Origin of the sequence: Chryseobacterium sp. FP211-J200, assembly GCF_001643375.1 — a bacterium.
Lineage (GTDB): Bacteria > Bacteroidota > Bacteroidia > Flavobacteriales > Weeksellaceae > Epilithonimonas > Epilithonimonas ginsengisoli.
Genome location: NZ_LSHB01000001.1, coordinates 82,047 through 94,760 on the forward strand (window position 1 = coordinate 82,047; position 12,714 = coordinate 94,760).

At 34.7% G+C, this 12,714-nt stretch carries 11 protein-coding genes and 1 pseudogene; 9 read left to right on the forward strand and 3 right to left on the reverse strand.

Going from position 1 to position 12,714, the window contains the following annotated elements; all coding sequences use genetic code 11:
• Window positions 1-108 precede the first annotated feature (108 nt).
• The 3 genes and pseudogenes from AXA65_RS20510 to AXA65_RS00410 form a co-directional block, all read right to left on the reverse strand.
• A pseudogene (locus tag AXA65_RS20510) lies at window positions 109-711 on the reverse strand (chromosome partition protein MukE).
• Window positions 681-2,009 (reverse strand): hypothetical protein, encoded by a 1,329-nt coding sequence (locus AXA65_RS00405; protein WP_063968161.1) that lies wholly within the window; start codon window positions 2,007-2,009, stop codon window positions 681-683. Before AXA65_RS00405 ends, AXA65_RS20510 begins: the two are co-directional and overlap by 31 nt.
• A gap of 37 nt (window positions 2,010-2,046) precedes the next feature.
• Entirely contained in the window at window positions 2,047-3,528 is a 1,482-nt protein-coding gene (locus tag AXA65_RS00410; protein ID WP_131797726.1) for a hypothetical protein, read from the reverse strand.
• 36 nt (window positions 3,529-3,564) lie between these two features.
• Between AXA65_RS00410 and AXA65_RS00415 the strand changes: the two genes are divergently transcribed.
• From AXA65_RS00415 to AXA65_RS00450, 9 genes are all read left to right on the forward strand, one after another.
• Window positions 3,565-4,482 carry a TssN family type VI secretion system protein gene (locus tag AXA65_RS00415; protein ID WP_063968163.1) on the forward strand — a complete coding sequence of 306 codons (918 nt, stop codon included), beginning with the start codon at window positions 3,565-3,567 and terminating at the stop codon, window positions 4,480-4,482.
• Window positions 4,479-5,624 (forward strand): hypothetical protein, encoded by a 1,146-nt coding sequence (locus tag AXA65_RS00420; RefSeq protein WP_063968164.1) that lies wholly within the window; start codon window positions 4,479-4,481, stop codon window positions 5,622-5,624. The genes AXA65_RS00415 and AXA65_RS00420 overlap by 4 nt, the downstream gene beginning before the upstream one ends.
• A gap of 183 nt (window positions 5,625-5,807) precedes the next feature.
• Window positions 5,808-6,167, forward strand: coding sequence for a hypothetical protein (locus AXA65_RS19380; protein WP_086048015.1), 360 nt, complete (start codon window positions 5,808-5,810; stop codon window positions 6,165-6,167).
• 168 nt (window positions 6,168-6,335) lie between these two features.
• Window positions 6,336-6,776: a hypothetical protein gene (locus tag AXA65_RS19385; protein ID WP_131797727.1), complete on the forward strand. Its 441-nt coding sequence runs from the start codon at window positions 6,336-6,338 to the stop codon at window positions 6,774-6,776.
• Window positions 6,777-6,815: 39 nt separating this feature from the next.
• A complete protein-coding gene (locus AXA65_RS00430; protein WP_063968165.1) occupies window positions 6,816-7,283 on the forward strand; it encodes a DUF4280 domain-containing protein in 468 nt (155 codons plus the stop codon).
• 11 nt (window positions 7,284-7,294) lie between these two features.
• Window positions 7,295-10,354, forward strand: coding sequence for a hypothetical protein (locus tag AXA65_RS00435; RefSeq protein WP_063968166.1), 3,060 nt, complete (start codon window positions 7,295-7,297; stop codon window positions 10,352-10,354).
• A 9-nt stretch (window positions 10,355-10,363) separates the two neighbouring features.
• The gene (locus tag AXA65_RS00440; RefSeq protein WP_086048017.1) at window positions 10,364-11,362 is read left to right on the forward strand and encodes a hypothetical protein; all 999 of its coding nucleotides are present in this window, start codon (window positions 10,364-10,366) and stop codon (window positions 11,360-11,362) included.
• A 103-nt stretch (window positions 11,363-11,465) separates the two neighbouring features.
• Window positions 11,466-11,681 (forward strand): hypothetical protein, encoded by a 216-nt coding sequence (locus AXA65_RS00445; protein ID WP_063968167.1) that lies wholly within the window; start codon window positions 11,466-11,468, stop codon window positions 11,679-11,681.
• 81 nt (window positions 11,682-11,762) lie between these two features.
• Window positions 11,763-12,695, forward strand: a complete 933-nt coding sequence (locus AXA65_RS00450; RefSeq protein ID WP_063968168.1) for a hypothetical protein — start codon at window positions 11,763-11,765, stop codon at window positions 12,693-12,695.
• The last annotated feature ends 19 nt before the right edge of the window (window positions 12,696-12,714 follow it).

A 12,714-nucleotide genomic window follows, 5' to 3' on the forward strand; every position in this document is an offset into this window, starting at 1 on the left:
GTCGATAAACTGTAGATCTTGGGTTGAAATTTAGCCATGTTCTTTTCGTTTTATGATTTCATCGATCGTTTCTATCTGCGGGTAGTATATTCTTCTTAGTCTTTCAAACTAGGGTTGGTAGGTAAAGTAGTCGCTGTCGTTTGTGTCTCTGGCAATCCAGCCCAGCTGCTCAAATTCGGCAAAGGCTTTATATACCAGATTTTTTAGTTTCTCTTCATTCAGGTCTGATCCTGCGTCAATTTCAATAGTTGATACGACACGCTGCATCTTGTTGAGCAGTTCATCGTATTCCTGATAGAGGAGGTTAATGAAATCGGATATTTTAGCGAGCTCGATATTGCCGTCCAGTTTATAGATTTTGAAAAAGATAAGGCCAATAAGGATGTATTCCGATTTGAGGTACGATCGGTATTGGTTGTCGGTAGGGATTTTGCCTCTTGAGCCTTCATGAAAGTCGATATAGAAGTAGGTGGCTCATCCTTCACCTTCTTTCTTGAGGAGCATTTCAAAGAAATCATCATAGTAGGCCTGTAGGCTTCGGTAATGCTTATCCAAAAAAGCATACATAGAAGCAGGTTTTGGAAAGTCCCGTTGTATGTGCATTCCCGATTTTAGAAGATAATCTAACTTAGCGAATGTGTTTTTAGCTGCTTTGTCTAACATAAAAGCATAACGTGCGTTTAGGTCTTTTTCAGTATCGTCATATTCCATAATGAAAGATTTTGATAGTTTGGATCGTGATATTCGTTTTGGTCTACCGTGATTTCATATTGCCAGCTATTGCATTGTTTTACCAGCCTTTGAGCTGTTCTTACGGCTATGTTCAGGTTGTGCTGTTCGTGGTTGAGGATGTTGAAAAAGAAGGGCGAAAAATTGAGTTTTCCTTCTTTGTCTATCTGGTTTAGGGCTTCTGTTGCCCAATATTGTATCCTTTTTTTTATTTCAAGCTTTTCTATGTTTTTGGCCATCATTTCCTTAGTCTGTTCTACATCTATTGACCTTACAGCAGGCGGGAGGGGTGCTTTTCTGGCAAAGTCTCTTTCAGTCAAAATATAGAAACGTGGCACGGATTCTGGAATCCTGATGCTAAAGGATTCAATTTCTTCGGGAAAAATTAATCTTTTGGGCTGGTTGTTCTCTCGGACATAGGTGGCATTGTCTAGCAGATAATGGAGAAAATCGTCTGTTTTTCTATCGAGTTCCCGTTGGTTAAATTCGAAGATAAATTCCCGTATGCGGGGCTTTATTTTGTCGATACGTGTGCTTACCTGGTCTAAATGATTGCGTACGTTTTCGTTGTATTTTAGTACATGGTTAATGCTGTCGAGAAGCTCAAAGTTGGCGGCGTTCTTGAGCATGTCCTGTACGATGTCATCTATGTCGTAAGTAATCTGAAATCCAGTGGTCAGTTCGTGTACGTGCTTTTTGATGTGGTCTAAACCTGTGCTGATGGTTTCGATTACTTGCAAGATGTTGGCCTGTGGTTGTTTGATCTGAAAACGGAAATCGTCTACCGATTCGCTTACCTGCTGGTCAAGGATTTCAATTTGCTGGGCCAATTCGGTACTTCGGCTGTTGAAATGGTCGCTCATCCAGAACAGCACTTCGGGAGGATTTTTTTCAAGACTTGTTTTTAGGGTGTCTAGCAGGTTTTTGAATAGGCGTTCTATTTTGGCAGGGTGATAGCTTTCAGACAGTCGTGTAAAGACTTTTTGGCAAAATTCTTCTCCATAGTTTTTAAAGCCATATACTTTTCTTTTCCTATCACGCCACAGAAAAAATTCTTGCAAACGTAGGATGATGTTGTTGTTTCGGTTGCCTTCATCTCTTATGTTGGTTCCTCGCAGGTCGCTAAGTACTTTATTGATGATTTGTATGATTTGGTCTTCAGTAAATTCCTGCTTTTGGTATTTTTGGTATAATGCAAGAAGTATCAGCCCATCCTCCCGATTTGGGATGAGCTGATAATAGCGCGGTTTTGCTTCGGAATAGAGATCGATTTCTTTCATGGTGAAGAAGATATATTAAAACCTTTTATTGCTGTAATTATCCAGTTGCTAGTTCCTTTAAATTAATACGTTGTTCTGATAGATTGTAATTTTTGAATTTGTACCTCATAAATGCTGACATCATGTCTTCGTGAGTAGACATAATAACTTGATTATCATTGAATTCATTTCTTAGTAAATCAATAAACCCGTAAAGATTTAATTCATCCATGGTTTGAACAGGATCGTCTATCAAAATTAATTTGTTTTGAGAATACTTTTTGTGAAGTGCTAGAGTGAAAGAAATAATTAATGCTGACAATTGTCCAGAGCTCATAGTAAAGACAGCATCATAGGTTTTTTTTGATCCAGTTTGGAAACGTATTCCTTCTTTTTCGGAAAAGATAAATAGACCTATTCCACCCTGAAAAGATTGCATAATCCTGCCTGAATAGATATGGAATACTGTTTCTATGTCTTTTATTATTTTTTTCTGATAAGATTTTAAGGATGAATTATATGTTCCTTTTAATTTATTAAATTTTTGAGAAACTTCTCTTGCTGTGTCTCTCTTTTTTGTCACTTCTAGTAATTGTGCCGACTTACTCTGTAAAATTTGATTTTGACTTAATGATAATTTGTGAGATAAGTATTTTTTCTTCGCTTCAATTTGTTCAACAGTCACAGAATCAGATTGACTATCTTCATTGTTGAAATATTCTCGAAAATATTCTAAAAAATACGTTTCTACTAATTCTGTATTACTCGTGTCTTTTAGAATGGAGATTTCGCTTTTAAATAGTTCTAATTTGTCAGATACATCTAGTATCTGTTCGCTACTTAGATATTTTGAATAATCAATTTCAAGAATAGTAAGAACTTTTATCAAATCATTAAAATGATTGTCTTCCAAATCAAGTAACTGTGTAGCAAATTCTTTATTATAATTAATAGAAATAATATGAGTATTTATCAGTTCTATTATTTGTTTAATTGTTTCAGATTTAAATTTTGTAAATGTTTCCTGAAGACGATTGTTTTTATCAGAGTTGATCTCCTTGATTTGTTCAGATTTATTTTCGATTTGAAGAAGGAATGCTTCAATGTTTTTCCAGTCATATCCACATAAAATACATTCGCCACTAGAAACTCCAGCTTCTCTTAGTTCTGTAAGTTCCTCTATTAAATCATTTCTGGATTTAGAAATGTCTGAATAAATTTTATCTAATCCAGAAAGCTCTTTATGACTAGATATAAGTGCCTGTTGAGTTGAAGAAAAAGTAGTTTTTAAATCACCTGAAATGAAATCATACAAATTCAAGTCTATTGATTCTTCCACTGCATTATGACTAAGAGATTCCAGTTTCTGAATGGTGTTTTGCAGACCTGTTACTTTAGCTTTTATCTCTCTAATCCCATCTTTTTCAGATAAAAAATTATGAAATTTAAAAAAGCTATTTACAAGGTTTTTATTTGCCAAAAGATAGTCAACAGTTCTATTTAAATGCAACAGGAAACAAGAATAGATTGGGATTTTCAACGTATATTTAGAATAAATTAAAAACAAAAAGCAAATATGGAAGTAGGATCTGTTAAAGAGATTTTTTTAAGATATCTTCTGATGCCAATTATTGCAGGGATTATGGTTTTCATTCTTGCAATGATTCGCAGAAGTCAACCTGCCATCAAGGTCAAGCATATTATTTTTTATGTTTTGATTGCGGGGTTATGTCTCTCTTTACCTGGTTTTTTAGGGTTTTCTGGTAATCTTTTCAATCCTTACTGGTATCTTTTTTCACAAGTGATTTATTTGGGATTAGGGATTTTTCACGTTAATCTGTTACATCATTATTTCAGAAAACATATTGATAAACTTTGGATGAGTATTTTGTTTGAAAGCATTCTGAGCATCACTTGTATTCTTTTTGGAGGTTATCTTTTTACCTTGATTTTCAAATGGATGAGCAAAGATCTCGGCAATGAATATATGGCAGCAACCAGTCTTTTGATTTTCTTTGTTCCGCTGGTTTTCTATTATTGTTATGTTCAGTTTGTCAGCATTCCTTTTGATATTTACAAAACCTGGAGATTCGATCCGGATCAGAAGCCTCATAACTTTCAAGGTGTTGATTTTGATAAATTAATGGTTCTGAATGTAGAGTTAAGCAAAAACTCAGAAGATCAGCAGAGATTCATTGTGAAAGCTAAAACACTTCCTACGGGAATTACTTTTGGAGATTGGTTTTATCGTGTAGTTGATGATTATAATTACAAAAACCCGACGACGACCATCAAATTGATGGATGGAAACAACGAACCTTTCTACTGGATTTTTTATATCAAAAAATCATTTTTCAGCTTCAGAAAATATATTGATTTTGAACAAGATATTTTAACTAATAAAATTACCGAAAACCAAACGATTATCTGTAAAAGAGTCATCAGACATCAGGAAGAAGGTAATATTGCAAACCAAATAACGACAACATTATGATACAGCCAATTAAACATTATGCCGTAAACTGGGTAGACGGAATGAAGATTTCTAAAGATCATCTTGTACAGCAGGAAGATTTTATGATAGACTCTATCCGGGATTCTAATTCTTTGCAAATCAATTCCTACAATTTTGGATTGCTTCCGATTTCTGAAAAATTCGGAGACAAAACCATTTACGAACTTCAAAGTACAGCAACCAATGATGCGCAGTTAATTATCAAAAAATGTACTGCTGTAACGCTTGCAGGTTATAGAATTGAGTTGTTTGATTACAAAGTTAATATCAGAAATCTGGCAAAAAATATGTCGCAGCAGCAGGAAGATGTGGATGGCGAATATTACATTTTGGCTTCGGTTAATCCTTTTGATCACGTATCTTTTGGAGATATTGATGCAGAAGAAATTCCGCCAAGACATCCTTTTACAAAACCTAATTACAGAATAGAATTGGTAGATGTTTCAATTCTTAACAGCAGTTATTCTGGAGGAAATTATCTCGTGCTTGGAAAGGTGGCGATGAAATCTGGAATGGCTCAGATTGATGCGCATTTTATTCCGCCTTGCAACTCGATAGAAAGCCATCCAAGGTTGGTAGAATATTACAACAGTTATTCTAATTCCTTGAGTAATCTTCGTCAATATGCTTTTAAAATTATCCAAAAAACGGCCCATAAAAACCAAAATGTGACTTTGGCTGAAAATGTAAAAATGCTTTGCAAAACGATTATTGCAAATATTGGAGAGAATTATTTCCAGTTTAAAAATATCGTAACAGAACAACCTCCGATTTTCTTGATTAATATCTTCTCAAAATTGGCACTTCAGCTTTATAATGACACGCAGATGATTGTGCAGTCTGAATTGGAAGAGATGCTGAATTACAGCTTAGAATGGAGCGAAATCACACCTCATTCTTTACTAAATCAATTGACGGTTTCTGCAGAAATCAATTACGATCATCATAATACGGGAGAATATTTCTACAATATCAATCAAATGCTGAAAAGCTTGGAATCAATTTTTGGAAAACTCAGCGAGCTGGATTATATCGGTCAAAGAAAAGAAAATATCATCGTGAACGAACAAGAAGTGAAATCAAACGACGATCCGAAGAAAGGTTGGAGTGTTATCAATTAATCGATTTTAATTCGAAAATTTAATGTAAAAATGATTTATCCCAAGGACAAAATCTTTGGGTTTTTCATTAAAAATAGAAATCGAGAATCGTAGAATTACTACACTTTTCAAAATAATCAGAAGGATCGATTATCAATCAAAATTTGTTTTATAATTTTAATAATCGCAAGATTGTGTTAAATAATGGTTTCAGAAGATAGTTATATCAAATTAAAAATCAATGGATTATTAGATTTGGAGGTCTTCTCAAAAGAGTATCATATTTCCAAAGAAGAGATTATCAAATTTCATAATCAGTATTGCGAGATAGGAGAGATTTTACCTTTACATCTACCGAAATATGTTCCTTTTCTTTACTTGCCGAGAAAGAACTTTGAGAACAGAAATTTGGAGTTTGTAAAGACCAATGATTTGCAATATCCGATTGGTGTAAGTCAAAAAAAATATGGCGTTGTTATAAATTATCTTCATAGTAATACTCAGATTCATTTTGATGTTAATGTTAAGCGAGATGGTAATTTGGTTGAGATTAATAAAGTATAAAATTATATCAATAATGCCGAAGTTGATAACATCATCGAAAAGTTATTTGATAAAGCAGAGCAAGCGATTTATCCTTTGAAGATAACGGTTGATAAAAAAGGAAGTTTTTCGACAATAGAAAACGAAAAGGAAATCCAGGAAAGATGGGAGCGAGAATATTTCCCAAAATTGAAAGAATATTATGTAGGAGAAACAGCAGAAGGAATTCTGAAAAAGATGGATTTAACCTTTAAGAATTTGAAGTCAAAACAGACTTATTTTTCTCAAAGTGTTTTTTATAAGCTTTTTTTTCTTCCAGTCTATCAATTGTATTCTAGTTATAGTAAAGACGGGAGTGTTGGTTTTTATTTTGCTAATTTACAAAGCAATATAGCTTTTAATGTAAAATATACTTTAGAAAAAGAATATACAAGAGGAAATAAAATTGCTTTACGAATTTCGGGTAATGAAGTTGATAATGAATGGAAGCAGAAAGCAGAAAAAGGAAGTATGGATTGGTTGTATAAATTTCAAAAAGATACACACGATTTATTTTCTATAACAGGTTCTGTTTCCACTTTTGACAGAGGTAAAGAACTGAAAATTGAAGTACAGATATTTGAAATTTAATATTTTGAATTAAGTGATAAAAAGTGTAAAAACAATATTATGAGTGAGAGACATCTTGTTTGCCAAGGCGCCATTTGCCGTTGCAACTTCGGGACAACTCCTGATAAATTGAAAGTCTTAACCCAAAGCAAACGCTACATCAATGATAAAGGTGGCGGTCAAAAACTGATGGCTACCAACAAAGATATCAGCAAAACTTTTGAAAAAAACATGTTCGGAAACTGTTCTAAACTTAATAATAATCCTTGCCAAGTTACGGTCACGCAATGGAGTGGTTTTTATGAAAAAATCACACTTGAAGAAAATAGTGGTAAAGCACTTTTGGAAAGCAGTAAGGCAACTTGCCCGATCGGAAGTACAGATTGTATCACAATTATCAATCACGGACAAACGGCTGAAGTTTCTCAGCAGAATGTGAAGAATGCGGATAAGGAAGTTTTGATGGAATTGTTTCCATTTACAACTGTAGGAAAGTATATCAGAAAAACAGATCAGTTAGAATTTTAAAATCATTAAAAATGGGACAGAATACTTTAACTGCAATTGTTTTAAAACCTGAGAATGCTGACTTTAATGAACAATATCGTGCACTCACAACTCAAGAAGGCCAAGGATTTACTATTGGGATTAAGGAATATGTTGATGGCAAAAAAGGAATTGATGATAGAATTGCAAACCTTGAAAATGAAAAGCGAAATATAGATACTGAGTTGCAAAATGAAGAGAAAAGATTATATGAACAAGCGCAGCAGAGATTCAAAGAGGGAGGAAAATGGACGGAAGCTGAAACTCATAATGGTGAAAGCGTAAGTCACGCTCAGGTAAGTTTGAACGAGAATGTCAGACTTGCTAAGAATAGAGCAGAAAGACTCAAAAGGGCAAAAGATAATCAACTAGAAGCTGTAAAAAATGAATTGAAAGAGTTTGATAAAAATTTTGAATCTGTTGTCTGGGCGTGGAATCTAGCTCACAAAAGAAGTGATAAACCCAATGGTAGAAATGAAATAATCCAAATCGGAACTAAGGAAGTAAGTTTGGTTTTAGGACAGCATTTGTATGGTGGTGGCTTTGCGTGGATTGAGCCGTTTTATGACGGATCACAGCCAACAGGGAATGCTAAAAGTGGCTTATTCATTCATACAGCGGGAGCTTCTATGCAAATCATTACTGCAGAATGGTATGGTTTTGACAAAGACCAAAATCCTGTGAAAATTGATAAATCTGTTGCTCCTGGTTCAAAAGTCCAATTACATATCTATACTAAAAGTATGTATGGCCACAATATCAGAGTTGAACTGAAATCTAATGGTAAAACACTCAAAGCCAATACCTACGGAACTTCAGTTGTCATTAATGCAAATAAAAAAGAAGAAGATCCAGCTACAGAATATGGGATTACGGATTCCAAAGATTTATTCTTGACCGAGGTTGAAATTCACGATTACTCTGATCCAAAGAGTGTTCAACCTCCTTCTGGAACACAGACTGGAACTATGGTAGGTTCTGATGGTAATGATCCTCCAATTCCGAATGTACAAAAAGCGATATTAGATGTCTATATAGATCCAGCTTGGTGCGCTGGTCAAGCACAAATTCTCATTAAACCAACTATTCATTTCAGCAATCAAAGGCAAGATTTGAATGTTGGACTAACAGTTAATTGCAGAGCAGCCGTAGATGTAAAAATTCCTGATACAGGTAATATGCCTGTGTTTGTAGATAACATCGAAACTAATATTGAATCATTTCATCCTTGCGGATACAGTAAATTTGAAATTAATGATGGATCACGGACGGTTGATTTATTAGGAGAAAAATCTCTTCCACCTTTGAATCTTTTTGAATTGGTTGCAGGACCAGAAAGTAATACTCAAGACATCACTATTGATCTTGATACCGATACTACAGAATGCTCCTTTGACGGCTCGGAAAATGATCACGAAAAACATGCATTATCCTTAATTGACTATCCCGAAAAACAAGTTGAAAATGATGCTGAAAAAGAAGAAGAAAGTAGTACTTCCAGAGATCATAAGATTAAAGTTCAAATAGGAGATAAGACCAATGTAAGCCATGAACAGCTTGTTGCTTTTAGCGGAAAGCTTGAAAAATATACAGCAGATGGTGATGATAAGCAACTGAAGTTTAAAGCACGTTATATCTATAATTATGCGCCTATCAATCTGGCAGGACATCCTGTACATCCCATTTTTCGATATTTTTGGTTAGGCAATGGCGTACCAACTAATACATATTTGGTGAAAACAAACACTTGCCGTTACCAACAAAATGTGGCGGTCAAAACTTATCCTGATGTGGGGTGGAGTTTAAAACTTTCGTATACCAATTCAACCGTTGAAAAAGAAATCTGGAAAAATAAAAGATTTGCGAACAGGAATGCTGCAAGATTCCAAAGAAGACCACAAAAATGGATTGCTGCCGGCGAGGATAAAAGCATCGGGATTTCTCTTGGAGCCAAATGGGATAAAGATAATGAGTTTGATGCTACAGCAGATATAACGGAACAGATCAAAGCGTTGTGCGAAAAATTCGGTGTTATCGGTCGATTTGTAAACTCAGTATTTCTTGGTCAGGAAAATAGTAATAACAGCAGTCAGGGACAACCCACCGCAGAAGACAGAGCAGCACTAGAGAGTGTGGCTGCGCAAAATAGAGGAAGAGAGGATCGTGCTTTGGAACAAACGCGGAATGATATGAATTCTGCTAGAGCTCAATTACGTAATGCGACCACAGAAGTACAGAAAAGAAACGCCCAGAGAAATATAGAGAGGGTACAACGAGATATGGATCGCCAATCTCGAGAATATAAACGTGGCTTAACAAGATCTATCGCTAGTGTCAGTGTCCAGTGGCCACAGATAGAAGCACAGTTTGAATGGAGTTTGGAAAACATAGATCAGGTCGGTCCACATCACAATCAGGTTGGGGTTGTTTTGCGAGGTGTCTTGGAGTTGACGCCATTAATTGGGATTACAGCTACCTTAGATTTTCTTGCACTGGCACAGCGTGCGCATCCCGTTGCATTAGCGGTAATAGCAGCAGCCGATATCACGATGGCTCTTATTGGGGATGGCAGTAAAATTACTTGCGAACTAAGTGCTGCAGGAAATTTTGGTGGAAAGTTACAAGGTTTTCTCAATACAAAAACAGGCGAAAATAGCTTTAATAAGAATGATAGAAATGCCAATGACAAACAAGTTACTGAACTGAAATGTGATTTGGAATTTAAACTCAAAATTGCAATTGACTTGGCAATTTCTACTAAAAAATTATTTGTTAAAGTAACTGTATCAGGTAAATTCGGTGCAGATGCAACAGCAAAATGGACAGGGAAAGCTCCAATAGATGCGGATGATTTTGGATGGTATCTAGCTCCTGAAATGACTTTTGAAGGATTAGAGGTTAAGGGTTATGCTAATATTAGCGCAAAAGCAGAAACAGGAAGTGGGACACCAATGGGGTCTGTTGGGACTACCAACGAATTTACCTGGCAAGCCATTGATGCTTGGAAAGAGCCAAAGAAATGGGATAAAATGTATCTATGTAAATCGGAATAAAAAAATAAAATGTACAAGTATTTAATTTTAATTATCAGTTTAATAAGCCTACAAAGTTGTGGTCAAAACAATAAAGCTATGGATGAGAAAGTAAATGAATTATGGGGCAATCTGTATAAAGATGTCAAGTATAAAGAAGCAAAAGTAAATTATCAGGCTTTGGTTTTTATAGGAGGCTGTAATTATGAGCTCTTAATTAATGATTTTCCTGTTGATAGATATTTTGGGGAAGGTAATGGAGCTGCCAGTGGAAGTGTTCCCATTAATACTGCAATTCTCAATAAAGGAGAACAAACTTGGAAAATCCGAGTGTATCCTGTTCACGATAGCAAAGATGTAAATGGTAAAGTAACGATGGTGCCGAGACCATTTTTACAACCAGGAGCAAGAGTGGAACTATCTATTGAAGGAATGAGGTTTAAAGATAATGGAGATATAGAAAATAAATTGGGGAAAGTGGTTGATTTCGCAGCTCCTCTTAAAAAAGATGATAACAGCGGACAAAATATTTTGGCAGATGCAGGAAAACCATATGTAGAATATACAGGAACATTTCAAGCTGATGTTCCTTACAATTTGAAAGGTTGGAAAGAGGGGGGAGATCTATCTAAAATGGATCCGAAAAAACTTGAGCAACAAGTTCTAAATCAATTTAAAACCTTCGGTGGATGGATTCAGAATGGAAATCTAGATAAAATAGCTGAGGCTAAATTGAATGCTGAGAAAGAAGAAGCACAAGCCCTATTTTTTACTAAATCTTTGAATGATCAATATATCAATGATTTTATCACTTCTTGGGGTAGAAAAAATCTAAAAGTAGAGCCTATTGAAAATTATTCATTACAATTTTATGGTGACGGTAAAATAGTTTCTTTAGTAAGTAATGCTTATAAAAAGTCACCACTCTGGGCTAGTTTTAAGAATGAAAATGATGAAGCTAACTATACGATTTACAGTCTCTATTTTTACATTCCTAAAGGGAAAACAGAGTTGGAGGTCATAAGATAGCATTCTAAATTTAATATCAATAAAATTAATTCAGGATTTAATATTTTTCCAAATCGGAGAATGTTAGATCTTGAATTTTAGGTAGTGGTTTAGGTGTAGTTTTTTGTTTGAGTTTATATTTTTTGGTTGGTATCTCGCTCCAGAATTAAGTTTTGAAGGTTTGGAAGTAACGGCTCATGCTAATTTTGAAGGACAAATTGGAGATAAAGATGATACTTGGGGTTCAGCAAAAAGTACAAACGAATTTGCTTGGCAAGCGATAGACGCTTGGAAAGAACCAAAACAATGGGGAAAATTCTATTTCTCTAAAAAAGATTAAAAATTATAAAAAATGATTAAGTATTTTATTGTAATAATCAGTTTAATAGGTCTACAAAGTTGTGGGCAAAATAAAGAAACTATGGATGCAAAAGCAACAGAAAAGTTAGGAAATTTATATAAAGATGTTGAATTTAAAGAACAAGAAATCAATTACCATGCAGACATTTTTATTGGTGGCTGTAATTATGAAGTTTTGATTAATGATTTTCCTGTAGATTCTTATTACGGACCAGGCAATGGCTCTATGAATACCAGTATTCCCATCAATACAGCTATTCTAAATAAAGGCGAACAAACTTGGAAAATAAGAGTTTATCCTGTCCATGATAACAAAGAAGTAAATGGCGTTGCTACTTTAGTTCCTAGACCAGTTATTCAAGATGGTGCAAGAGTTGAAATCAAAATAGAAGGTTTTAAGTTTTCCGACAATGGTGATATCGAAAAGAGTTTCGGAAGAATTGTAGATTTCAAGGCACCTACAAAAAAGGATGAAAATTCCGGTAAAAATATTTTGGCTGATGAAGGTAAGCCTTATGTTGAATATACCGGAAAATTTACAACCGATACACCATATAATTTAGAAGGCTGGAAAAATGGTCAGGATCTTACAAAATTGGACTCATCCGTTCTTCAGCAAAATTTGATTAAAGAATATGAGAAGTTGCGTCAGTGGATCAAAGATGGCAATATGGATGCGATTGCCAATGCTACTTCAAAAGAGAAAAAGGAATATGCTCAGGCTCTTTTCTTTGATGAAAAAGATAATAAAGCTTTAGTCAAAAGTTTTGAAAATGGCTGGGGACAAAAAGGTTTGACGATGTATCCTTTGGAAAATTACAAAATGAAATTCTATGGTGATGGAAAATTAGTCACTCTGGAGAGAACAGATCACGTTGGAGATCCGGTTTTGGCAGGTTGGTATATGAACGACAATGACCAGCGTAAAATGAAAACCTTTACACTGTATTTCCAGATTCCGAAAGGTAAAACTGATTTAGAAATAACTAGATAAACTCGTAGTGCATTATTAA

Coding starts and splice junctions, on each gene's coding strand:
- AXA65_RS00405 (WP_063968161.1), bottom strand. CDS start 2,009: ATGAAAGAAATCGATCTCTATTCCGAAGCAAAACCGCGCTATTATCAG.
- AXA65_RS00415 (WP_063968163.1), top strand. CDS start 3,565: ATGGAAGTAGGATCTGTTAAAGAGATTTTTTTAAGATATCTTCTGATG.
- AXA65_RS00420 (WP_063968164.1), top strand. CDS start 4,479: ATGATACAGCCAATTAAACATTATGCCGTAAACTGGGTAGACGGAATG.
- AXA65_RS19380 (WP_086048015.1), top strand. CDS start 5,808: ATGGTTTCAGAAGATAGTTATATCAAATTAAAAATCAATGGATTATTA.
- AXA65_RS00430 (WP_063968165.1), top strand. CDS start 6,816: ATGAGTGAGAGACATCTTGTTTGCCAAGGCGCCATTTGCCGTTGCAAC.
- AXA65_RS00435 (WP_063968166.1), top strand. CDS start 7,295: ATGGGACAGAATACTTTAACTGCAATTGTTTTAAAACCTGAGAATGCT.
- AXA65_RS00440 (WP_086048017.1), top strand. CDS start 10,364: ATGTACAAGTATTTAATTTTAATTATCAGTTTAATAAGCCTACAAAGT.
- AXA65_RS00450 (WP_063968168.1), top strand. CDS start 11,763: ATGGATGCAAAAGCAACAGAAAAGTTAGGAAATTTATATAAAGATGTT.